Here is a 25,864-nt window from a genome sequence, read left to right on the forward strand (position 1 = left end):
AGAACTGCGATGATATTTCTTCAACCTTAAGATAAAGCAAAAAAAAAAGATTTAAAATAGTGAGTTAAATCAATCCAAATTTCTGCCCACAATATTCGCAAAATCGATTTTGAGAATTATCTCTTCTTTCCCCACATTTTGGACAAAATTTTTCACTGGAATTTGATTGAACTGTATGTTTTTGTGTTTCATCTCCACCATTATATCCATTGGTATGAATTCGGAAAGATGATTGAATTGGTTTTAAATGAGACAAACAGGATGCTAAGATAATCCAGCAAACGGAAGCAATTATTATTCCTAACCAAAGCCAATTTAAATGGTCACGATTTCCAAAAAGATAATATCTCAAGATAAGTGAAATACTTACTGTTATTAAAAGTCCAATAGTCGAAAAGACGGTTATTTTTTTGTGATACAGTCTCTTTTTCCAGATTTGAATATAATACCCATGCCAAACGATTGCATTTCCCCATGATAAGATGGTAATTAAAGACCAAGGATTTTCCATTATACCTCCATTTATTGCATTTAAAATGACTAAGAAACTATTAACTAATAAATAGATGATTAGGTGGTTCCAGAAAGCAATTCTATGCCAAACATGCCTGAAAGCTAATGGTTTGGATGTTGTTACTGTAGTGGGGATTTGATTAATTACTTTATTTTGCATCTTCGTGAAAAGTGAAATGTTTTTGTTGAATCGTGGAGTAATTATAGAGTATATGATATAATGATTAATCCATGCTAGTCCAAGGGGGATGGCCGCAAACCAGATCCAATTTAAGTGGTGGTCTCCCTTTAAATCGATCCAGAATAAGAAAAGGGCAATGAGACCTAAAACCGTTCCATTTATTACAAGTCCGCGAACAGAATATTGTTGAATGTGTTCGATTGAATAAATTACTGATGTGTGAATTCCAAAGGCGATAGTCCACGCTAAAAGCGGCCACAAAAACCATAAATTACTTGGACCAGTAAATAGGTTTATGAAGAAGAGTGTTAAATTAACCCAAATATACACACCTACATGAATCGCTAAACCTATCTTTGTTCCTTCTGAAAATTTTCTATTTGATAATATAACTGAACCATGGATTCCCCATGGTAATCCTAAACCTATCAAGGCCCATAAGTGCCAAGGATATGAATAACCTGCTAAGAGGTTCATTCCAAAAACGGCCAGATTTATTGAAATCACCGCTGAAGCATGGATTGCTAATCCTCTGGATCCAGAATCCCCGAATTGAGTGATTGCAAGATGTGTTCCAGCATGACAACCTAAGAAAATCCCCCACCCAAGAACTGACCATAAATGCCAAGGATATTGGTATCCTACTGCTAAATTTATGATAAGTAGAATCAAATTAACAGAAATATATGTTAATAAGTGTATTTTAAGTCCTTTCCCACGTGTTTTATGAGAAATTTCATTGTAAACTTCATTTTCCATTTTTTTTCACCGTTTTATATTACTATGTAGTTTTAACAATTCTGATTTATTGAAATTTGATGACACCAATAATTAGCAAAATTGAAAATGCACATTTTTTTTTAGAATCATAGAGAGAGAATTTCAATATTAGAAGGACATTTTAAAAATTTACAGATGAAAAACTGAAGTTTTGGGAAAAACCAATTAAAGAAAACTTAGGATTATTTCATCAAAATTTAAGATTTTTTACTTGGTGTTAACTTGGACCAAGAGGGGATAAAATAGATTTATACTATTTTTGGACAAATAATTCAAACTCAAATGGTTTTTATAGCAAAAAAAACTAACTGAAGTATGCAGATCCCTCGTTATTTTGAAGAATCGTTAATAAATATTTGTAATTAACACAAAAAACGGGGAATTTTGATCGTTTCTGGATGAAACGATTAAAAAATTACCAATTATCAAAAAAAAGGGATATTAAGTGAGTCATTTTAACATAGGAATTGATATCGGATCTACAACAGCCAAAACTGTGATCATGGACCAAGATAAGAACATTATTTTCTCAAAATATGAACGTCATAATGCAGAAATAATTCCATCACTTTTAGTGCAATTGCAAGCCGCGCGCCAAGAGTTGGGGGATATTCAAATCTCATCAACTGTGACTGGGTCGGCAGGAATGGGTGTTTCAGAAAAAACAGGCATGAATTTTGTGCAAGAAGTGGTAGCTTCCGCCGAAGTTATTCGGAAATTATTTCCCGATGTGAAAACCTTAATCGATCTCGGGGGAGAAGATGCAAAAATCATATTTTTTAACGAAGACATGAAACCGGATATCCGTATGAATGGTAATTGTGCAGGCGGAACTGGAGCGTTTATCGATCAGATGGCTTCGTTACTGAACGTTCCGATAACTGAAATAAATAGCTTAGCGGAAAAAGCCCAACATGTGTATCCTGTGGCTTCTCGGTGTGGAGTCTTTGCAAAAACGGATGTGCAAAATCTCATTAGTCGGGATGTTCCGGCAGCGGATATTGCTGCTTCTATTTACCGCGCGGTTGCTTTTCAATCCATTAATTCCCTATCACGTGGTTTTGATGTCCATCCAAAAGTTATTTTTACTGGGGGTCCTTTGACCTTCCAACCCGAATTACGAAAAGCATTCATGGAAATTCTTAAAATTTCCGATGAAGATGTGCAACATTTTGATTCTCCAGAATTATTTCCGGCTATTGGGGCGTGTATTCATTGCAAAGATGAAAATGTTAAATCTCTTGATGAGTTAATCGCTTTGATTCAACCTAATAAAAATGAAAAAATTGTTTTAGACACTCGCTTAGAAAGGCTCTTTGAATCTGAAGAAGAATTTGAAACTTGGCTAGAGCGTAAGAATCAACATTCTGTTAAAAAAGTTGAACTTAGTGCATTGAGTGGTCAAGATGTGTATTTAGGGATCGATTCTGGCTCCACAACAACTAAAATTGTGTTAGTAAACGAACTTGGGCAAATTGGGGCTCAATTTTATCGAAATAACAATGGAAATCCTATACAAGCTGTCGTTGATGGACTAACTGAAATTGGAAACCAGATTAACGAACAAAATTTAGATATTCAAATTCGGAGTTCTGCAGTGACAGGATATGGGGAAGATTTAATTCACTTTGCCCTTAATTTAGATGCTGGTATTGTTGAAACAATTGCACATTTTAAAGCGGCTTCCTTTTTCGATGAAGAAGTATCATTCATCATGGATATTGGAGGGCAAGATATGAAAGCAATCTTCTGTGAGGGAAAAATTATTAACAATTTAGAACTCAACGAATCTTGCTCATCGGGGTGCGGCTCGTTTATTGAAACTTTTGCTAATGGATTAGGTGAAACAGTTGCTGATTTTGCACGTGCAGCCTGCTATAGTGAAGCACCTTGTGACCTCGGTACCCGATGCACGGTGTTCATGAATTCCAAAGTCAAACAATCTTTACGGGAAGGTGCAACTAAAGGAGATATATCTGCCGGAATTGCCATTTCGGTTATTAAAAACTGTTTTAATAAAGTATTGAAGCTTACCGATCTTTCGATTCTAGGGGACCACATTGTTGTGCAAGGTGGTACCTTTAAGAATCCTGCTGTGTTACGTGCTCTTGAAAACTACCTTGGAAAGGAAGTTGTTCGACCTAACATTGCAGAACATATGGGTGCTTATGGGGCTGCATTAGTTGCTAAAACTAACTATCAGAAATCTCACCAACCTTCAACTTTTATTGGTTTTGATAAATTAGAATCCGCTCTTCAATATACTCGTAAATCTCACCAATGTAAAGGTTGTGAGAATACATGTACTATTACAAAATTAACTTATCCCAATGGAAAAGCATTTTATACTGGAAATAAATGTGAATCCATTTATTCTAATAAACTCAAAGGCTCTTACAAAGGAGAAAATCTCCATAAATTCAAAAAGCAAATTATTTTTGATAGACCGATGGAACCTCAAACTCCTCCCTTACTCACAATAGGAATTCCACGGGCATTGAATATGTGGGAAGATTTTCCATTCTGGTGTACTCTCTTTGTGGAATGTGGAATCAAAGTTGTGATTTCTGATCATTCTACCATGAAGTTGGCAGAAAAAGGATATGGGACGGTGATGTCGGAAAATATTTGTTTTCCAGCCAAGATTACTAATGGCCATATTATGGATTTGATTGAAAAGAAAGTTGATCGCATCTTTTATCCGATGGTTCGGTTTAACCGCACAGAATTGGATACTTCCGTAAACAATTATAATTGTCCAATTGTTACAGGATATCCCGAAGTTATCAAATCTTCGATAAATCCTGCTAAAAATTATGGAATTCCATTTGATGCTATACCTTTTACTTTCAATTTGGAATCAATGGCCAGAAAAATCGCCGAAGAATATTTAATTTCCTTAGGTGTTTCGGAAGATGTTATTGGAGAGGCATTTCATAAAGCCCAACAAGAATGGAGAAATGTAAAAGATGAAGTTGCTGCAAAAGGGCGAGAAATTGTCCAAGATGCTCAAGAAAATGATCATTTGTCCATTCTCTTATTAGGAAGACCCTATCATGTTGATTCCTTAGTCAATCATAAAATTCCTGAATTAATCACAGCTCTGGGTGTTAATGTAATTACGGAAGACGCGGTTCCCTATGATGAACGGTCCGATATCTCAAAAGTACAGGTATTATCTCAATGGACATTCCCTAATCGTTTATTTGACGCATCAATATGGGTGGGGGAAAATAAAAATGTTGAATTGGTCTATTTGAATTCCTTTGGCTGTGGACCCGATGCTGTTGCAGTGGACGAAGTTAAACCTATTTTAAATTCTTTCGGGAAAAACCCTACAGTTCTTCGTATTGATGAAATCAGCAGTCCCGGTTCCGTGAAATTGCGAATACGCAGTTTAATTGAATCCATTAAAATGCGTGGATCTGATTATGTCCAAAAGAAAATTCCCCGAGTAGATACACCTACATTTGAAGTTGAAGATAAATATCGCACTATTTTGGCTCCTGAATTTTCTCCCTTCTATACTCGATTTATCACTGCGGGATTTGAACTCAAGGGTTATAAAATTATCAACTTACCTGAACCAGATCGTCAAAGTATAGATATTGGTCTTAAATATACAAACAATGATATTTGTTATCCCGCCTCAATCGTGATAGGAGATCATATTAAAGCTCTACAAACAGGGAAATATGATGTGAATGAAGTTGCCTGTGGAATTACTCAGACGGGGGGACAATGTCGGGCTTCAAGTTATGCGGCCTTATTAAAAAAAGCCTTGGTAAATGCTGGTTTCGCTCAAGTTCCTGTTGTTGCCGTGGCAGCCTCTACTAATAAACCTCTGAATATTCAACCTGGTTTTCAGTTAAGTGGGGTTCAATTTAATTATACGGCCTTCTTTGGCATAGTTTTTGCTGATGCTCTTGCCAAATTATATTATCGATCTGCTGTGCGAGAGAAAAATAAAGGTGAATCTTGGGCGTTAGTTGAAAAATATATTGAAAAAGCTTTTAATCATTTGAAAATCAGTCATCATGGTAAGGTTTATCGCATTTTGAAAGATGCTGTGAAAGAATTCAACCAAATTGAGATGGATCCAACACCTCTTCCACGTGTTGGTATTGTTGGGGAAATTTATGTTAAATTTAATCCCTTCTCCAATGGATATATTACCGATTGGTTAATGGAACGGAAGGTGGAAGTTGAAGTCACCCCGCTCATCACCTTCTTCCTTAAATTCTTGGTCAATAAACCATTTAATCATGAATATAATATTCTTCCCAAGTCCAATAAATATTTACGGGCTATGGCGGCAGGCGAAAAGGTTGCTTGGCATTATATAAATAAAGCTAATAAAATCATCAAGAAATTCAAATTGGGCATTTCCCCTATCCATCCGGTAAGACAAGTAGGTGAAGAAGCTGCAAAAATTATGAGTGTAAACCATCAATATGGGGAAGCTTGGTTAGTTTCCGGTGAAATTGGAACTTATGTAAATGATGGAATTCAAGATGTGGTCTGTTTACAACCCTTCGGCTGTATTGCCAATCACATTGTCGCTAAAGGGGTCGAAAAACGCCTTCGAGAATTATATCCTAGTTTAAATTTGCTCTTTTTGGATATGGATGCGGGGGCAAGCGAAGTGAATACCGCCAATCGTCTTGAATTTTTGATCCGAGGGGCTCGGGAATCACTTGAAAAACAACTTAAAGATGAGTTTGTGAAAGCTACAGTATGATTTTTCAAATTTCGTTTTTTCCCATATTCTTAATACCCTACACAACCTATTCATAATACGTAGTGAATACTATGGAATTAGGAGCTATCATTGGAATAAGTGCCGGTGTTTTTCTTCTCGGTCTTGCCATTTATTTTATTTTATGGCAGAAAAAAATGTTCAACCCTCTTCCAACGGGTCAAATTTCCGTTGAGGATCCTCAATTGCAATTTTATGCAATTAAAGAGCAATCAGTCAATTTTTTTATTATAACCGATGGCTTAGAATATATTATGATCGACTGTGGATATGGCAAATCTTCTCTGATAAGTGATATGGAGAAATTGAAGTTAGATCCGAAAAAAATATCTCATATTTTTATCACTCATGCTGATCTTGATCATATTGGAGGTCGATCTTTCTTTCCAAATGCAATTTTTCATCTGCATGAAAAGGATATGCAAATTATTGATGGGACTACCCATCGTTTTAAAAATGTCTATAAATATCCCAAGGTAAAACATCCGTTTGAGTTGTTTTCTGATGGTGAAAATTTTGAAGTTGGACAAATGCATGTAAAGACAATTGCAACTCCTGGTCACACTCCTGGAAGTTCTAGTTTCTTGCTGAATAATTGTTATTTATTCACAGGAGATACATTAACCCTTCATAATGGAGAAGTTCATACATTCTATAAATTCATTACTATGGATATGGGCTCTCAAAAAGCCTCCATCCGTAAATTAGCCCATTTGGAAAATATTCTGTTCTTATTCAGTGCTCATACACAATTTACGGCTGATTTCGGTCGCGCAATGGAAAAGTGGAAGAAATCCTCTATGTAATGGTGTGATGCAGCTCTTTTTTAAAAAATGTACTATGATGAATGCATCAATTCCACTTCTTTGATTTTTCTCTGTTCATATTATGGGTTAATCTGATAATGAAATGAAACCCTTCTTCTGTCATGAAAGTTATTAAAGAATAACAATAACTAATATTATGGTTGTTTCTACCCCGCATATTATAATGCTTGCAATTGTTACTGGATATATATTCTTTCAATACTATTTCACAATCAAATTGACACTTTTCTTGAATCTAGATCAGAAAGCCAAATCAGATAAAATGGTGATACTTGGAATTTTTTCCCTCATTTTTGGGGATACGATTCATATTATCTATCTGTATATTAACTACATTACCGATGATATTTGGTTGAACGGGTTTGGAGTAGTTGCTTTGATAATTACTTCGATTTTCATGAGTGCCTATTATTTAGGTCTTTTATTTTTCACCATCTATGAATATGGAAGTAGGAAAATCGAATTAAAACATGTGATAATTTTACTATTTTTCGTTGTCCGCGTTATTCTTTCTCTTCTACCACAAAATAATTATGCAGTGGAATCATCTTCACCGACTGCAGTGCGGAACACCTCCAATGTATTCTTTTCCATTTTTGGAATTCTAACTCTCCTTTTATTTTTGAGTGAATCTCAAAAAAGAAACTTAAAGGCAGATATAATCTTTAAAAACGTGGTGATTGCTGGCATAATATCGTTTGCATGTTATATCGGGCATTTGATCCTGTATCCGATTAACCCTATCTTTGGAATGCTGATGTTACCAAAATCCATAGCGTATAATTTCGAAGTTTATTTCATCATGAAAGGTATCATGTCTCTTAGAGAAAAAAAAGCAACCTCGGCAAAAAATTAAAGAAAGTTGCTAGTCTTTCTTTAGTTAGTCTATTACCGAAATTATGGGTTTTGTTAAAATGAGTGATGATGAAGCAACAAAAATTTTAATGTTGATGGGCCATCGTGGGTTCATCTGGGGGCCTTCCCCCGAAATTTATAATCCTGTCAAAGGTGCTTATGAAATTGGACCTTTGGGAAAAGAAATGAAAAATAATCTCGAACGTTACATGCGCAAAAAGTTCCGGAAAAATAATTTTTGGGAAGTTCAATGTCCCCTTATCAGTCCTGAAATTGTCTGGAAAGCTTCAGGTCATGTTGAACGATTTTTCGATTATATCACCCAATGCTCTAATCCAAAATGTGACAACGTGCATCGAGTCGATACCATGTTAGAACGAATGGGATTTGAACTCACCGATGTATCCCAAGAAGGTCTACAGAAGCTAGTCAACGATAATAAGATCGTATGTCCAGATTGTGAGGGTGAACTCGGACCTGTGGCTACTCAGAATTTGATGGTCACTTCCAAATTAGGTTTTCCTGCTTCAGAATTTATCTTACGGCCTGAAACGGCCACTACCACCTATCTTACTTTCCCCCGCTTGCATAATTACTTCCGTACCAGCATGCCTATTTATGCATTCCAGATGGGATATGCGTTCCGGAATGAAATTTCCCCTCGCAACATGCTCTTACGTACTCGGGAATTTGAACAATGTGAAGGTCAAATTTTTATTACTCCCGATCAAGAAATCGATTTTCCCCTCTTTGAAGATAATAAGGATCAACATGTCGTGTTATGGCCGGCGGCTTTGCAAGAAAAAAATGATAAAACCCTTCTGGATCTTTCCATTCAAGAAGCAGTGGATCAAAAAATCTTGCAAAAGCCTGCCTATGCTTGGTTAGTTTATCTTGCTTATGATATGGTGAAAGGCTTAGGAATTCCTGCTGAAAACATTCGATTGCGACAACATAAACAAGATGAAATGGCTCACTACGCACATGATGCATGGGATCTTGAAATTAAATCGAAAATCTATGGGTGGACCGAAGTGTGTGGAGTTCACGATCGAGGAGATTATGATCTCTCCAATCATCACAAAATGTCTAAGAAAAAACAGTTGCTCGTTTCGGGAGCAAAAAAAGGTGAAAAAGTAGTCCCTCACATCTTAGAAATTGCTTTTGGACTTGGTCGATTATTTTTCTTCGCATTAGAACAAGCTTTTAAATTTGAAGAAGAACGCAACGTCTTGGATCTTCCTATTGAATTAACTCCTGTACCTTTTGCCGTATTTCCATTAATGAAAAAGCCTAAAGAATTACAAGTGGTTGCAAAAGAGATCTTTGATGATTTAATCGAAAACGATTTTGGAGCAATTATGGATATGGCAGGTTCGATTGGAAAACGATACCGGCGTACGGAAGAAATTGGGGTTCGGTATGCGTTTACCATTGACCATACTACCTTAGAAGATGATACTTTAACTATCCGTAGCATAGAAGATATGAGTCAAAAGCGTATTAAAAAAGCAGACCTCATCGATATTGCTGCTAAACTCATGCATCGGAAGATAACCTATGCCGAGATTGAAGATTTAACTGTTTCAGAATAATTTATAACTTTTTTTATATGTTTTACATGCTTTTCATTTGGGTTTGCTTATATTTTTGCTCAAAAAGTAACCTCTTCTATTTAAAGGAAAAATTTGTCGGTGAATACTTTCGATTTTGGATGATTTAGTGTATATATCTTGCAGATTAGTAATTATTTGATTTGCATGTCCCACAAAATATTTCATTATATTAATAAATGTTATAATTGAAAGAATGTAGTTAATTACTCTCAAAAAATCGATGAAAAAAAATTTTTGTAGTTCATATTTTTAGGGAAAGATTCCTCTTAATGACTCTGCTTCATAAATACGTTTTACAGCAATACGATAAGCAGCATCTCTCAAAGAAATTTCTTCTCGAATTTGAAGATCATATACTTGATGAAAAACTGCCACAATAATCTTCCTTAGTTGCATTTTTACATCATCCATTGACCAAAGAATTTGCTGGAATCCTTGCACCCATTCAAAATAACTTACGATTACACCGCCTGCATTGGCTAAAATATCGGGAATGACCATGATATTTCGATCCCATAAGATTTTCTCTGCTGCCGAGGTAATTGCGGCATTTGCACCTTCTATAATTCGACGGCACCTTAATTGATTAACATTATGTTTAGTGATTTGGCTATGAGTTGCGCATGGAATTAAAACATCGCATTCCAGTTCAAATAAGGATGTATTTGTTATCATCCTTGCATTTGGATAATTAATTAAACTTCCTGTTTCTGCTTTAAAATCAATTACTTCTATTATATTAAGTCCATCGGGGTTGTAAATTCCTGTTGAACTGTCCGAAATTGCAATTATTTTTGCCCCCATATCTTGAGCTGCAATCGCGAAATTTCGTCCAACATTCCCAATTCCTTGTATCACAACTGTTTGTCCTGAGATCTCTTGAAACTCTTTTCTATATAATTCATGTAATAAATATCCTAATCCCCATCCTACCGCTTCCTCACGGCCGATAATGCCTCCTATATCTACTGGCTTACCTGTACAAATCCGATGGGTCGTTTCCCCGACTCCCATGGAATAAGTGTCCATGATATAGCCCATAATTTTTTTATCGGTATTTAAATCAGGACCTGGAATATCGATTTCAGGACCAATAACGTTGATTATTGAAGCTGTAAATCTTCGGACCATTCGTTCTAATTCTTTATTGGAGTATTTAGTTGGATCTGCTACAATTGCCCCATTTGATCCTCCTAGAGGAACACCAATTAAGGCACATTTCCATGTCATTAACATTGCCAAGGCGCGAGTCTCATCTAAAGTTGCATACTGGGAGATAATTTGCCCTCCTTTTGCAGGACCTAAAGCATTGGAATGTCGCACACGGAAACCTTGCAACATTTCTAATTTTCCCGAATCTTTTATTACTGGAAAATTTACGATTACATTTTGTTCTGGAGTGGCTAAAAATTTACTATAGCCTTCATCTATCCCCAAATTTGCGCAAGTTTTTTGCAATTTTCTTATTGTGTCTTCTAATAATGAACCCATTTTTTATCCTCAAATGTTGAAAATGCTTGTTTTGATCGATATGATCTTAATTCACATAATTTGAACGTTTCTTGCTTAGATTTATACTTCGTTAGATTAAAAATATGTGATTCTTGATCCCACATCAAGCCCACCACATCCCCACAAAATTCCCACGTTTAGTTTTAATTATTAAGTATCTTAATCAAAATTCCAGTAATGTATCCATTCACTAAAAATAACCAAGGTAGGATCAATTTGTCATAATTAAAACTATCGTTTCCATTTGGTTAATTAAAACATTGGTAAAAATCAAAGATCAATAAAACAGAGACAAAAAAAAAGATAGTAGGAAGCTGTTCTTAACTTTTAGTCGCCATAACAGAACTTTGTGTTGATTTCTGGATGATCATCCTTTAAGAGCTTCATTTTTTCTAATATATTTAATCCTTCTTGAGTATCACTAGTCTTTAACCAGCGTTGGCGTAAATTATTGTACTCATCTTGAACGAATTTGTTTTTTTCCATTTTTTATAACCTCGTAATAATCAATTCGGGTAGCGAGTATATCCCTATATTAAATTCTTCTCACTAATATAAAAAAGCTGACATTTTTGTATCAACGAATCACATCATAAATCATAGAAACGCGACATGTAACTAAAATTCAGACTAAATGTCGAAACAAGATCATATAATTTGAAAATTTTGTGAAAAAACTAAAAAAATGAATAAATAATATATTTTTTAGAATAATTTGATTATGGATAGATCCCACGCATTTCAATTGCTTTAGCAACTCTTTGCACTGCAATGAAGTAAGCGGCTAATCTGTATGAACATTTTTTTTCTTGTGCCAATTCGTGGACTCCATCAAATGCTCGGAGCATAATTTTATCCAATTCTTTATTGACTTGATCTAAATCCCAGAATAAGGCCATTCTGTCTTGTACCCATTCAAAATAGGAACATGTTACTCCACCAGCATTAGCTAAAATGTCTGGAACGACATCAATACCTCTGCTTTCTAAGATTTCATCGGCTTTTGGTGTGACTGGTCCATTTGCTCCTTCTACCAAACATTTAGCTTTGATACGGGGTGCATTTTCTTCGGTTACTTGATTTTCCAATGCACATGGGTTCATGAAAGTACATTCCAACTCTAATAATTCAGAATTTGAAATCTTTTGAGCTTTTGTATAACCTTCTAAAGTGCGATGTGCAGGATCAGAAATATATGCAAACATTTCATCAATATCTAAACCTTCTGGGTTATAATATGCTCCAGAAATATCGGAAGTGGCAATGATTTTATATCCAAAATCTTTCGCGGTTAAACAAGTATATTGACCAACGTTTCCGAACCCTTGAACTACAACAGTGCATTCTTCAGGTTTCATGTTATGTCGTTTTGCATATTCGTGCATACAAAATGCGACTCCGTGTCCAGTTGCTTGAGTTCGACCTAAAGAACCACCAATTTCGACTGGTTTTCCGGTGCACACTCCGTGAACTACGTGACCTTTTTGCATAGAATAGGTATCCATCATCCAGCCCATTTCTCGTCCTCCAGTATTCATATCTGGGGCAGGAATATCTGTTTCTGGACCAATTACGTTAATAATATTTGCGGTAAAGCGTCGTGTCAAGCGCTCTAATTCACCAACAGACAATTTACGTGGATCCACTGTAACTCCTCCTTTGGCTCCTCCGTAAGGGATTCCAACACAAGCACACTTCCATGTCATCCATGTGGCTAATGCTTTCACTTCATCCATGTTGACTTCGGCAGCATATCGAATACCACCTTTTCCAGGTCCTCGTGCAGAGTTATGCAATACTCGAAATCCTTCAAAGATTTCTAAATGGCCGTCATCCATCTTGACAGGGATAGATACTTGAACAATGCGCTGTGGATGAGATAAATAGTTGTAGATATCTTCGTTGATACCCATTGCGTCACACGCTATACGTAATTGCTTCAAAGCGTTTTTAAACGGATTAGTTTCACCAGTCATGGTTTTGTCATTCCTCAAAATGATCGGTCCTAAAAAAGTCAGACTATCGATCGAAATTCATCAATTATACGATCGAAATCACACAAATCTAAGATCGAGTTCAAGTGTAGAAATCTTAGAGGGTATTTAAATGACATGAAAATGAATAATAGAAGAAACGAAAAATGCTCTATATTAGGAAAATGGGTAATAAATCCCTTCCTTTTGGAACATCTTGGAAGTATTTTTTGTCCGTGAAGAGAAATGTTTGAAATGGGAAGGAAGGAATTTTTTCAAAGGGAAGATAACAAAAAGTGATCATCATTTTAATTCAAATGAAAAAAAACGATCAAAAAATGAAAAGGTAAAAAATAGTAGATATGTGTTAAAACTATTAAAATGAATACGGATTTTAGATTTAAGATAAATTTTATCAGGATTAATGATAACCTTTTACCCATATTAGATTTTCCAATTTTCTTATATATTTAGAAGGGATAGTATTTGAACGCAAATGCAGAGCAGTAGTTATTTGAGAAAAGTAATCAAAATTATACTTATGAATCCAAAAAAAGTATCTAAATGATCAAATTTCAGGTCTTTTTTTTTGAAGAGGTTATCATTTTTTTTCATTGAAATCTATTAGATCCATACTAAAATCGACATTATTGGTTATGGCGCAAATCAATCATACATGAGTCTATTTTTTCGAATATTGGCAATTCTTTTTTTGACAATATTCATTATTGCCTAAAAAATGATCTAATGGTTACATTTTCACCCACTTTTTGCCCATTTCAACGAAAAGATTTATAAATTTTTGGGTTTAAGATAAGATCAATCTTGTTTTTTTTCCAGTCAAAAAAACAAGCTATCCTCAAAATGTAAAGTTGGTTTATTAATGTCTGAATACATAGAGAAAGTATATCACAACGTGGTTAAAAAAAATATAGGACAGTTAGAATTTCACCAAGCAGTGAAAGAAGTCCTTGGAAGCTTAGCACCAGTCTTTGAAAAGAGTGCCAGTTTTGAAAAACAGAAAATATTGGAACGGTTAGTAGAACCTGAACGCCAATTGATGTTCCGAGTTCCTTGGGTTGATGATAATGGAGAAATTCAAGTCAATCGTGGATTTCGAATTCAATTCAATTCTGCCATTGGTCCGTACAAAGGAGGCCTTCGATTCCACCCCAGTGTTTACATTGGGATAATTAAATTCCTTGGATTTGAACAAATCTTTAAAAATTCTTTAACTGGCCTGCCTATGGGTGGTGGAAAAGGTGGTTCTGACTTCGATCCAAAAGGAAAATCGGATAATGAAGTTATGCGATTTTGTCAATCCTTCATGACCGAATTATATCGACATATTGGTGCTCGAGTAGACGTTCCTGCTGGAGATATTGGTGTTGGAGGTCGTGAAATTGGGTATTTGTATGGTCAATATAAGAAAATTACCCAAGATTTCTCTGGTGTGTTAACAGGAAAAGGTTTGGAATATGGAGGATCTTTGATTCGACCTGAAGCGACCGGTTATGGAGCAGTTTATTTTGCTGAAGAAATGTTGAAAGTGAAAAACACCGATTTCAAAGGAAAAGTCGTATCGGTTTCTGGATCTGGTAATGTCGCTCAATATGCTGTAGAAAAAGTAAACCAATTAGGTGGAAAAGTTGTCACACTCTCTGATTCGAGTGGATATATTCATGATCCTGAAGGTATTACTGGAGAAAAATACCAATTCTTCTTGGACTTAAAACAAGTTCGACGAGGGCGAATTAGTGAATACGCTGAAGAATTCAATGTGGAATATTATGCTAATAAGCGCCCATGGGAAATTAAGGCTGATATTGCGTTACCATGTGCAACTCAGAATGAAATTGACGCCTCTGATGCTCAAAAATTAATTGATAATGGCGTTATTGCAGTTTCTGAAGGAGCAAACATGCCAACTACTCTTGAAGCAACCAACCTATTCTTGAAAGCAGGTGTTGCGTTTGGTCCAGGTAAAGCAGCCAATGCTGGTGGTGTTGCAACTTCTGGATTGGAAATGGCACAAAATAACATGATGATTGGCTGGTCAAGGGAAGAAGTGGACCGCAAATTACATGATATTATGATTGGTATCCATAGCAAATCCTATGCTGCTTCTAAAGAATATGGTGAGCCTGGAAATTATGTTTTAGGTGCCAATATTGCTGGTTTCATGAAAGTTGCAAATGCAATGATCGCTCAAGGCCACTGGTAATATTCTGAACTTGATTTAAAATAGTTCAAATTTTTTTCTTTTCCTTAATAATATGATATCCTTTGAAAAATCAAAGTAATTTTAGATCATTGTTGGTTTTTAACTGAGCAACTCTAAAATTTAAACATTAATTGATATTGAATCAAGAAAAAATGGAAATTATTATTCTTTCACTTTGCCTTTCAAATAGCAAACACCTTTTTGAGTCAAAGAATCCAAGGTAAGATGAATTTTTTGTCCTGTTTCCATCTTATCTGCATCTATCACTTTAAGGGCATAGGACCAGTTCTCGTAATCAGGAAACAGTTGTTTCAAAATATTGGGGACTGTATGGAAAAAGGTGCGATTTAGTTTGAAATCGCCCTTATCTGGATTCATGGCAAAGTAAATAATATTGTCTTCTACGATATTATTGAAGAAATGAGTTCCTAACGAAATATCGGGAACAAGGCCGTCATGCATTTCGGCAATTTCTCCCATCACAGTGACATTACTTATTTCTGAATAATTTACAGGAATTCCTAAACTTGGCGTGGTTGTTCCCCATCTACCAGGTCCTAGCAATAAAATTTTATGTCCCTTAGAATTTGACAACTCATTCAATTTTCCGATTAATCTTGCAATGGAGTACTTTTCACGGGTAGTCAATTTTCCATAAATATTTGGGACTACGTAAATAACTCGATCTATTAAAATTGCCCGACTCGTTCCAATTATTGGCCCATTGGTTTCAAAGATTAATTTTTTTGCTTGGATATTTTCTGGCATTTTTATTTTGTGGATTTCTTTATGAACTTGAAAAGGACGACATTGGAGTAAATTTATGCGAAAATCCGATGGATTCATGAAATTGGCTGTGTACTCTATATCGACGGGGTTGACATAGACTTCTTGCAAACATTCCATTAAACGTTTCATTGTACTGATAAAATTTGTGTTTGAAATCACAGGATCAAAAGTGAGAATTCCGGTGAACACATCTTTTCTTCCTGCATTTTCCATCCTTTGTTCTAAACCCCTATCCGTGGTTGTGAAAAGTTCCAACGGTAATTCTTCAATTTTCGGAGCCACTTTGTAGATGTGATTGTTGGAAAATTGGTTTTGTTTTAAGTCAATATAATCAAATTTATTTTGGGAATATTTTCGTATTTGTTCGACATTCGAGGAGGTTCGTAAATCAGGGATATTTAAAGCGATTAATCTCGTATAATCATCATCCGTTCTATCTACTGCGCGGGTACCAAGTCCAAAAACCATTCGGAGAAATCCCGATTTGGGATCGATTTTCTTATTCCACACAAATGGATTGTATGAAAACCCCACCCCAGCGAGATGCGGGAAAAATATATCCTCATATTTCACACCTGAAACCCTCATGATTAAAAGAGCCATTTCTTCATCTTTGTCCAACAAACCTCGAGAACGACGATACTGCAAAGCATCACGATTAATGGTGCTAGCATAGATTTCTTTTACTGCTTTGACAAAATTTCGTAATCTTTCTTCTGGTGGTCCCTGATTTGGGCAAAAAATAGTCATATATTTTCCAGAAAAGGAGTTACCAAAGGCATCTTCTTGAAGACTACTTGAACGTACAACAATAGGTGACTGGCCAAAATAATGTAACATTTCAGAAAATTGGCGCAAGATATATCTTGGAAAAGTACCATTGATTATTTTTGCTCTAGCTTCATCTATACCTTGCAAAAAAGTGTTAGGATTGGATAGTCGTTTACGATCCCACCAAATATCATTCGTAACCAAATAACTATAGAATAAGTGAGATCCTATATAAAAAGAATCGTGTTTTTCTAATTTGCGCGCAATTTCGGGTTCATTTTTCCGTAAAATGGCTCGGGCTAATATCAATCCAACTGTTTTTCCTCCCACAAGCCCCGTTCCAATCATTCGTCTGCCGATTATCAGTAGATCTTCCAAAGTAATAAATTGGACTGCTAAAACGCGCATTCGATCATCTTGAACAAACATTCGTCGCATAATTTTATTTTTCAAAAGTTCTGGGTTGATCTCAGGTTTTTGTCCTTTTTTTATGCTTTTTAGAACATCATCGGCTTGTTTAAAGAGTAAAAACCAAGAATCCATTCTTCGAATAGTGAAATCTAGCTCTGAAATTGGCGTGTTTGATAAGGTTTTTGCAACAATTCCGCTTTGATTAACCGGGATAAAATCTCCTGTAGGATCAGTCGGATCTATCCATTGATGTAGCATGTAAATCGTGGATGAATGTCGATTTAACACTTTTAAGGGGTGAATAAACACTCCATCATCGTTTTTATGTACATTTATCACGATTGAAGCTGCATTGTGAATTTCTTTTATAGAATGGGATGCGTTACTATCTCTTTTAATTATAAAATATCCGATACTATCATTTTTTTTTAAAAAGGGTGCAATTAATACAAAGAAATTTGCAATCATTACGTCGCTGAACCATTCGACGGCTAAATTGGTTAAATGATCAAAAATATAATAAATTCCTTTCCCCTTTCCACTCATTTCCCTAATAATATTTGATAAGCAATGTTCAAATCCTTCGCTTGGATTAATATAAATTATTGTTCCTGCACTATCATTTGGGATAAAAGAAAAATGTTCTGCAAATCGGAAGTAGACAAAACTTTTTTTCTCTTTATTTGCATTCCGTGCATAATTATAAACAAACGGTTTTATATTCTGAAGATCTTCCACTTGCCATACTAAAGTATCTCCTGGAACTATACCTTTAAGGATATTGTCTAACCCAAATATTCCTGTGCTGAATTTCTCGTTTTTTGACGTACTATTTTCTTCTCTATTCATATTAGAACTAATCCTATTTTTTTTTTATATAGGTTAAAAAAATGGAGGTTTTTGTCCATTAAATTATTTATAACAATAACCAATTTGAGTAATTGAGTTCATGTTTAGTTTGACTTCTCTTTCTTTATTGATCAGGGGGGGATCAATAACTTTGATTGCGTGTTCCCACTGCTGACCATTTGGTATAATCTCCAAAAGTTGGTTCTTTTCTGAGACGAAATAATCCCGATTTAAGTAATTATCTTTTCCTTCAGGGTTCAATGCTATATAGAGCATATCAAGTTCAACTATATTGTTGAAAAAATGGGTTCCCAAGCTAATATCGGGGATTAACCCTGAATGCATTTCTGCAATTTCACAAATTATTGACACTTGATTAATTTCCGCAAATATTACTGGAATTCCTAAACTCGGAGATGAAGTTCCCCATCTACCTGGACCTAATAACATGATCTTCTTTTTCTTTGAAGAAGGGTGATGATTAATTTTTCCAATTAAACGCGCAATTTCATGACGATCTCGCATGCCCATTTGACCGTAAATTTTAGGAACGATGTATATTATACGATCTAGAGTTGTGGCAATACTTGTTCCAATTATCGGTCCTGAAGTTTTAATAATAATCTCTTTTGACTCAATTTCTGAAGGGGAATCAATTATTTTTATTTGAGATTTGATTTGGAATGGTCTACACTGTAATAAATTAATCTTATATTTTTGATCTTTGAAAAAATTCACGGAAAACTCAACATCAACTGGAGTTTGATAGGCATGTTGTAATGTTTTTAAAATATTACCAAAATCTTTGATGAAATTTGTTTCTCTTAATAGACGATCAAAAGTTAGAACTAATGAAAAAGGAATTGGACGATTTGATTCTTCTGCTCTTTTTTCAAGTTCTGCATCTCTTTCAGCATACAATTCAATAGGAATATTTGGATTTTCCTTCATTACAGCTCGAAAGCGGTGCGTTGTTAAATGATTTTCCTTAAGATCAAGAACATCTACCTTTTTCTGAGAAACAGGCAATATATCAGAAAATGATTTTTCTAAACGTAAAGTGGGGCAATTGACAGCAACTAATCGAGTGTAATCATCGTCGGTTCGGTCTACTGCCCGTGTTCCCAATCCAAAAACCAATCGAATAAAACCTGCTTTAGGATCTATTCTTTGATCCCATACATAGGGATTGAAAGAAAATCCCACCCCTGCTGCTTGAGGATAAAAATAATTTCCATATATTGATCCGGAGACACGTTGGACAAGTAGCGCCATTTGTTCGTCCATATCTATCAATCCTCGCATTTTACGATATGTTAAAGCATCTTTTCCTACTGTACTAGCGTACACAGTTTTTACTGCTTGAAGAAATTTTTCCATTCTTTCTTCAGGTGGTCCTTGATTCGCCAAAAAAACACTTTCATATTTTCCTGAAAATGAATTTCCATAGGCATCTTCTTGCAAACTACTTGATCTGACGATTATTGGTGCTTGACCGTAATAATCGAGCATGTTTTCAAATTGTTCCATTATATGAGGGGGAAATACTCCAGCCATTATTTTTTGGTTCGTTTCTTCTAAATTCGTTAAAAAGGTCTCTTCTGCACATAATTTTCTTCTTTCCCACCAGCAATCATTTTCTACCAAGAAGGAATAATATACTTCGGATCCAATAAAAAAAGAATCTTGAATTTCAAGAATATCTTCCCACTTTGGATCATCCTTTTTTAAAATTGCTTGTGCGATAAGCATTCCGACCGATTTTCCACCGATTAGTCCCGTACCTATAAGACGTTTTCCAATGGCTAGTAAATCTTCTAATTCAAAATAATTCACCGCTAAAATGAATAGTAAATCGTCTCGGACAATTGCCATCTTTAATAAACGATTTTTAAAAATATTCGCTTGTACGGGTGATATTTCTCCCAATAAGATGCCTTCTAAAGTTTCTTGCGCTTGTTTAAATGTGATATGCCATAGATCCTGCTTTTTCCCACGAAAATCAAGCCAAGGTTGCAATTTTCGCGCTAATATTTTGGCAATTGTTGCACTTTCTTTAACAGGATAAATGACATCTTCTGAATTTTCTTTTTTATCCCATTTATGAAGCATATAAAGGGTTGGGGAATACCTTTTTTCTACTTTAATGGGTTGTATATATATCTCTTCTTCATTTTCATAAATTTCGAGAACAACTTGGGCCGTTTTTTGAATATTAGTTATTGTATTTATTTCATGGCGATTTCGCATGAGAGCAAAATAGGCAATAGTATCAAATTTGTAAAGATAAGGGCAAGTTAACATAAAAAAATTTCCAACCATGACATCACTATACCAATCAACCGCCAAATTACTTAGAGAATCGAATACATAACATGTTCCGATACCGAATTTTTCAATCGTGGAAATTATTTGAGAAACAAAGTTTTCAAATCCTTTTTCTGGTTCTAAATGATAGATATGATATTCCACATCTTCAGGGACTAATCGTTCATGGAGTGCAAATCGAAAGTAAATGATTTCTTTTCCTTCAGCATATGCTTGACGAGTGAAGCGGTGAACAAATGGGATAAAAAGTTTTATTGATTCTAATCGTAAAACAACATTATCGCCTGGTTTCAATCCGTGAAGCATTGAGTCTAATGGAAGAATCCCCGTACTAAAATTCAAATCGACATTTTTCATATCTACTAGTAAATATGATTTTTAACGTAATAATTCTGCACTTTTTATATCGAGATATTTCTCAGAATCCCTATTCAAAACAAAAAAAAAACTAAAAAAATATGAAAAAAAAAAGAAATTAAGTTCAATATTAAAATGGATTACAATAATTGAAGAATAACATTGAATTGTTTTATCTCATTCTCTTCCTTTTTCTTCCCAAAAGCAGTCAATGTTATTTCATCCAAATTTTTCAATTCAAATTCTTCCAGCTTTTGTGGACCTGTTCGTCCTTTTTCAAAGAGGGGGTTATAGACAAATTGTTTCGTCAAGGGATTGGTAATCATCCAACCGTCAAGAGTGATGGAAGAATTCACTTCATTCATTGCCTTGAATAAATCGGATACAGTGCTTTCTTTTGGAAGTGCAACGGTTAAGTTTTCCTGTCCTTTTCCAGATCCACAAACCACGCATGAGTCAATTCTCGAAATATCGACTTGATCAAATATTCCGTATACTCCATTGTAATTGATGTAGGGAGGATCCATAATCGGTCCAACATTTTTTCCTGCTTTTAAGAAAACTAATTTAATTGCTTCCTGAGATTGAATCGAAGAAATAATTGAGCTAACACTTTGGATCGCTGGAATTTTATTTCCTAAGATATTTTCCATATCTTCTAATTCAAAATTATTTCCAAAAGTGTGCAAAATATTTTTTTTTATTTGGCTTACTTCTTCAGAAGAAATCTGAGTTTTATATTCGGGGGGAATACTCTCATCTAACACTCTTGCACGCAACTCTTCTAATTCTTGTTGAGCGAATGCTAATGTTTCAGTCATTTCTATTTTATTGTTATAATCGGGTTTCCTCTCAAATTTCTTTGAAAATAATACTTCCCCTCGAATAGCACAATGTTCGCGAGTCCGTGGAATTCCTTTTAATGTGCAAGCTGCGACTTGATTTCTAAGCGGTGGGGGGATTGGGACAACGCATCGATAGCAAGGTGTAAAATTACACAATTCGTCTCGTTTTTCTAAAAATTCAACTTTTGCCTCTTTCTTTAAATCTTCTAGAACTGGAGTAATTTTTTCCTTCTTAATTTGGGCAATTTTATCTTCAAGCTGTTCTATTTCTGTCATTCCTAAGAAATATTGCGGATGATTTTCTTCTTCTAATGCCCAAAGTTTCTCTTGAAATATGCTATCTATCTTTTTTGTTTCATTTCCAAAAGGAATTGGTTCTCCGAATTTGTCCATTGTTTTTTCAGGCAGAATCACCTGGACATGTCCTTCAAAACCCACGGTCCCACCTTCAATTAGTGGGATTTTCAACTTTTGGCAAAATTTATTTAGATCCATGCGTGCTTGAACATTATCCAAAGCTGCGATGACTACTTGACATTCTAAATATTTTTCCATTGATATTTTCTGAAGGGGAATTGTATATACTTCCGTTTCCATAAAAGGATTCATAAGTTTTAGTCGCTCAGCGGCGACTTCTGCTTTGTATCTGCCTTCATCTCCCTTGTAAAATAACATCTGGCGTGATAAATTGCTGGTTTCAATTGTGTCCAAATCACATAGGATCAATTTTCCTATACCTGCAAGGGCAAGATCCTTCGCAATTTCACAGCCTAAAGCCCCAACACCTGCGATAAAAACGGTGGAGTTTTTAACGATATTCTGATCCCATCCCTCAATTAGTTTTTGCCGTTTTGTGCGTTCTCGTTCTTCCTGAGAAAGACTCCTTTTTTTAACTTCAACAGATTTATTTGGCATTGTCAAAAATTACTAGGCTTTTGATCTTTAAAGAAATTTCGTGCAAAATAAATATCCTTAGATGAAAATGAAAATGAAAAAAATGATTTTAACTATATAAAAATTATATTTTAATTGGCTTGCCAGTAAAAGGATTGAACATGGACGTCACATTCATTCCAAATAAATCTCGCACTCTTAATCGAAAAACGTAGGTGAGAATATTTTGAAGAATGATTAATACAAGTAATATCCCGTTTAAGACCACGATCATTCCAAACCAAATTAAATTTGCTTTTCCAATTACCATAACTACAATGCAAAATGTCTTAATCACTGTTCCTCCGACAAAAGACCAAAGTTTATGCATAATCGAGAACGTTTGTTTGTAGATCTTTTGATATTCTGTCTTGATTTTTAATTTTTCATCAGATGGAAGCTGAGCAGGAATATTTAATTTTGGGATTGGGGAGATTGCTTGGTAAAAATTTGTAATGAATTTGACAATTATTTTAAAGGGGTGGAGATCTTTCTTTCGCTGTTTTCGGGCTTCTTGTTCTTCAGGGAAACAAAACATCTCGAACTTATTATTCTGATAAGTATCTAATTCTTGGACATATCTTGCACGAAAATTATCATAGGCTAGCACTTGTAACCCTAAGGAAAGCCCTAACACTATTCCATACACAAAAACATACATTCCTCGAGTATCAAATTCTGCTATCATCAAACCAATAACCACAAACATAAAACCTAAGACATCACAAACTGCATCAAAGTAAGCCCCGATTTTGCTAAATTTTTTCAAATTTCTTGCCAGTGATCCATCTACATTATCGAGAACATGACCAACTAACAACATCATTCCTCCCCAAAAGAAGTGTCCTGTGGCAATAAATACTCCGGACAAGATTGTTATTATAAAGCCAATTACGGAGATTTGATTGGGCGTCATATTCAATTTTTTAGCAACCATTACTAAAGGAAAAGCCATTGGACGGTATATCAACTCATTTAAGAATTCACCGTTTTGCTTGGCACCTTTGTTATATTCTTCTACTATTTTTTCAGTACTTGTAATCATGTTGTGCACATTCTGCAAATATTTCATTAAAAAAAATTATCTCCAGTCAAAGTAAAAGGTGTTTAATTTTTCTGGAAGAGGTAAAGTTGAATGATTTTCTTGATAAAATGCATCAATATAAATTTTTTTTGGGAATAGGATGAATTTTGCTTTTTTAAACGGTATTGCATTAAAATATTTGATATAGGGCATCTGAATCCCTGCCCATCCCATTTCTTTTGATTGAATTGCCAAAAATTTGGCTAAATCTGTTGCATCGGTTTGTTTTAACCTGTAAGTGTGGACTAAATCTAACCATCCAAATGGAACCGATTCCCCATATCCTGCGAATAAAAATTCCCACGCTAAAAGAAATCCGTCCACATCTCCATGTGTATTTTCATGAACTACACAATTTACTCCCGGTTGATTTAAATACCATAAAAAATCTTTTTCCTCATGAACGATTGCCATTTCATTTTGTTCTACATGGTCACTCATTAGTTCAAATAAAATTGGGCCATCTTCTGGCTCATATCTTCTAATTTGTGAATTAGGTTTATATTTGATTTTTGGAGGGGATAATATTTTGAGACCCCATCGTTCATACCGTTTTAATTTGAAAACTTTTTTTACTTTCTGGATATCAAAGATACGGATTAAAAAATGGTTAATATTAGCTAATCTCTTTAATGGGATTAAATCTGTTTCCCGTGAAACTGCTGCACTCAAGTCTTTTCCATGTTGTTCAGGTTCATGGAAGGAAAAAGCAATATTATAGCCTTTCTCTATCAACATTTTCCTTACTTCTTTCCCCATTTCAACTGAAATTCCTTTTCGTTGGTGCTTCCAATGGACTGCTGCCCAAGCTGGAATTGCACATTCGAATAATGAATTTTGATAGTGAACCGTTCGTGGTATGCATCCAATAAATCCAATTACTTCATTGGTTGGAATATGAATTGCTCTAACAAAAAGATCTTTAGGCAAGTAAGGTGAACCAAAAATTCTCCGAAAAGTTTCTTCATTGAATATCAAGACTCCTCCCTCTTTTTTAGCCATTTCATCATTTAGAAAAGCGGTGGTAATAAGGTCAGAAATCTCTTTATAATCGGAATCGTGAAGAGTAAACTGTTCAATTTTATATTCTTGCCCTTGATTACCTTCAATTTCACCAGGGGTGTCCATAATTTCTTGATTTTCTACAATACTCTTCATTTTTTTTCACATTTATTTAGGCATTAAAATTTAATTCATGAAATGTCTATTTATATAAATAACTATTTGATTTTTAACTTTTGCTACCATTTCCATCAATAATTGACAATTGGCAACAAATCACTTAAAACTAGAAGAGGCCAGTTTTTGGAAAAAATGTGTTTTTACAATGAGAACCAACACATAATTCGGCCCAGTATTTTACTTATTAGCTAATTTCTTCATATTAAATTTGTAGGATTCGTTCAAAATTTCATTAGTGAGAATGTGAATATCTTTGCCTGTTTTTGAACTGATTGTGTAAAATTTATCTAAATTCAATTGACGGGCAATATCTATCATTGTATCCATTGCCACTTCTTTTTCTTCGTCAGAATTCAATAAATCCGCTTTTGTCCCAACTAAAATGATCGGGGCGTCTGCAGGGGCATTCTCTTTCCAAATTTCAAACCATTCTTGAATATACTTTGTGGTGCTAAATCGGGTTAAATCAAAACAAATTAATCCTCCCACCGCTCCTTTACAGTAACGTGGTAGCATAAATCTAAATCGTTCTTCTCCCGCAAAATCCCAAATTTGAGCTGCAATCTCAATGGAATCAAAATCATCAGCATCTTCAGGAGCAAAAGGATCCATGATTGCTGTTTTGTATAAATGGAAATCTACTCCGATGGTCATTTTAGTTTTACTATCAAAAATACCTGTAATCATCCGTTTTGTGAGTGTTGTTTTGCCAACCCCGCCTTCTCCCAAAATACATATTTTAAGGACATTACTTGGGGGTTTGTAGTTTGATTTTGATGCTGTCATAACTGAAATTCTTATCCTAGGATTCCTAAACGTTTCTATGATCAATTAGGTTGTAATAGCTATTAAGATTTTTCTGGATGAAAGGTTTTTTTTTTATCTGCCTTCTTTGAACGTATCTTTAATTAAGAAATCTTAAGAATTTTTGGCCATAATTCAATATGGGAAATATATATCTATGATGTTTAATCAATATTTAAGAAAATTGACAATGGAAAAAAAGGTCATAAAAGAGATAGCTAAGAAGACTCCCTTAGAACTGTCCTTTTATTGATTAGAAGAAGGAAAAATT

The 25,864-nt window shown here is 34.8% G+C and carries 15 protein-coding genes; 5 read left to right on the forward strand and 10 right to left on the reverse strand.

From position 1 onward, the window contains the following. Positions 1-64: 64 nt before the first annotated feature. Positions 65-1,453 carry a 2TM domain-containing protein gene (locus tag NEF87_RS22195; protein ID WP_457917544.1) on the reverse strand — a complete coding sequence of 463 codons (1,389 nt, stop codon included), beginning with the start codon at positions 1,451-1,453 and terminating at the stop codon, positions 65-67. A 466-nt stretch (positions 1,454-1,919) separates the two neighbouring features. Here NEF87_RS22195 and NEF87_RS22200 point away from each other — a divergent pair, with 466 nt between their 5' ends. The 4 genes from NEF87_RS22200 (at position 1,920) to glyS (ending at position 9,510) form a co-directional block, all read left to right on the forward strand. Continuing rightward, positions 1,920-6,215, forward strand: coding sequence for an acyl-CoA dehydratase activase (locus tag NEF87_RS22200; protein WP_457917545.1), 4,296 nt, complete (start codon positions 1,920-1,922; stop codon positions 6,213-6,215). A 71-nt stretch (positions 6,216-6,286) separates the two neighbouring features. Beyond that, entirely contained in the window at positions 6,287-7,039 is a 753-nt protein-coding gene (locus tag NEF87_RS22205; protein ID WP_457917546.1) for an MBL fold metallo-hydrolase, read from the forward strand. 157 nt (positions 7,040-7,196) lie between these two features. Then, complete coding sequence (locus tag NEF87_RS22210; protein WP_457917547.1) at positions 7,197-7,916, forward strand: hypothetical protein; 720 nt, start codon at positions 7,197-7,199, stop codon at positions 7,914-7,916. 58 nt (positions 7,917-7,974) lie between these two features. Then, the gene (gene glyS / locus NEF87_RS22215) at positions 7,975-9,510 is read left to right on the forward strand and encodes a glycine--tRNA ligase (protein WP_457917548.1); all 1,536 of its coding nucleotides are present in this window, start codon (positions 7,975-7,977) and stop codon (positions 9,508-9,510) included. A gap of 270 nt (positions 9,511-9,780) precedes the next feature. Here the strand turns inward: glyS and NEF87_RS22220 are convergent, their stop codons facing one another. The 3 genes from NEF87_RS22220 to NEF87_RS22230 form a co-directional block, all read right to left on the reverse strand. Next, entirely contained in the window at positions 9,781-11,022 is a 1,242-nt protein-coding gene (locus NEF87_RS22220; protein WP_457917549.1) for a Glu/Leu/Phe/Val family dehydrogenase, read from the reverse strand. Positions 11,023-11,370: 348 nt separating this feature from the next. After that, positions 11,371-11,529, reverse strand: a complete 159-nt coding sequence (locus NEF87_RS22225; protein ID WP_457917550.1) for a hypothetical protein — start codon at positions 11,527-11,529, stop codon at positions 11,371-11,373. Between the two features lie 233 nt (positions 11,530-11,762). Beyond that, positions 11,763-13,019, reverse strand: coding sequence for a Glu/Leu/Phe/Val family dehydrogenase (locus NEF87_RS22230; RefSeq protein ID WP_371803715.1), 1,257 nt, complete (start codon positions 13,017-13,019; stop codon positions 11,763-11,765). Positions 13,020-13,899: 880 nt separating this feature from the next. On the opposite strand from NEF87_RS22230, the gene gdhA reads away from it, so the two are divergent. Beyond that, positions 13,900-15,240: an NADP-specific glutamate dehydrogenase gene (gdhA, locus tag NEF87_RS22235; RefSeq protein ID WP_457917551.1), complete on the forward strand. Its 1,341-nt coding sequence runs from the start codon at positions 13,900-13,902 to the stop codon at positions 15,238-15,240. Positions 15,241-15,402: 162 nt separating this feature from the next. Here gdhA and NEF87_RS22240 read toward each other — a convergent pair whose 3' ends face one another. The 6 genes from NEF87_RS22240 to NEF87_RS22265 form a co-directional block, all read right to left on the reverse strand. Then, positions 15,403-18,060 (reverse strand): PEP/pyruvate-binding domain-containing protein, encoded by a 2,658-nt coding sequence (locus NEF87_RS22240; protein ID WP_457917552.1) that lies wholly within the window; start codon positions 18,058-18,060, stop codon positions 15,403-15,405. Between the two features lie 63 nt (positions 18,061-18,123). Beyond that, positions 18,124-20,745, reverse strand: coding sequence for a PEP/pyruvate-binding domain-containing protein (locus tag NEF87_RS22245; RefSeq protein WP_457917553.1), 2,622 nt, complete (start codon positions 20,743-20,745; stop codon positions 18,124-18,126). Positions 20,746-20,885: 140 nt separating this feature from the next. Beyond that, positions 20,886-22,505 carry a ThiF family adenylyltransferase gene (locus tag NEF87_RS22250; protein WP_457917554.1) on the reverse strand — a complete coding sequence of 540 codons (1,620 nt, stop codon included), beginning with the start codon at positions 22,503-22,505 and terminating at the stop codon, positions 20,886-20,888. 103 nt (positions 22,506-22,608) lie between these two features. Further along, positions 22,609-23,595 carry a CDP-alcohol phosphatidyltransferase family protein gene (locus NEF87_RS22255; protein ID WP_457917555.1) on the reverse strand — a complete coding sequence of 329 codons (987 nt, stop codon included), beginning with the start codon at positions 23,593-23,595 and terminating at the stop codon, positions 22,609-22,611. A 9-nt stretch (positions 23,596-23,604) separates the two neighbouring features. Next, positions 23,605-24,765 (reverse strand): hypothetical protein, encoded by a 1,161-nt coding sequence (locus NEF87_RS22260; RefSeq protein ID WP_457917556.1) that lies wholly within the window; start codon positions 24,763-24,765, stop codon positions 23,605-23,607. 201 nt (positions 24,766-24,966) lie between these two features. After that, the gene (locus tag NEF87_RS22265) at positions 24,967-25,575 is read right to left on the reverse strand and encodes a Rab family GTPase (protein ID WP_457917557.1); all 609 of its coding nucleotides are present in this window, start codon (positions 25,573-25,575) and stop codon (positions 24,967-24,969) included. Positions 25,576-25,864 lie beyond the last annotated feature (289 nt).

Origin of the sequence: Candidatus Lokiarchaeum ossiferum (assembly GCA_025839675.1) — an archaeon.
Lineage (GTDB): Archaea > Asgardarchaeota > Lokiarchaeia > Sigyniarchaeales > Promethearchaeaceae > Lokiarchaeum > Lokiarchaeum ossiferum.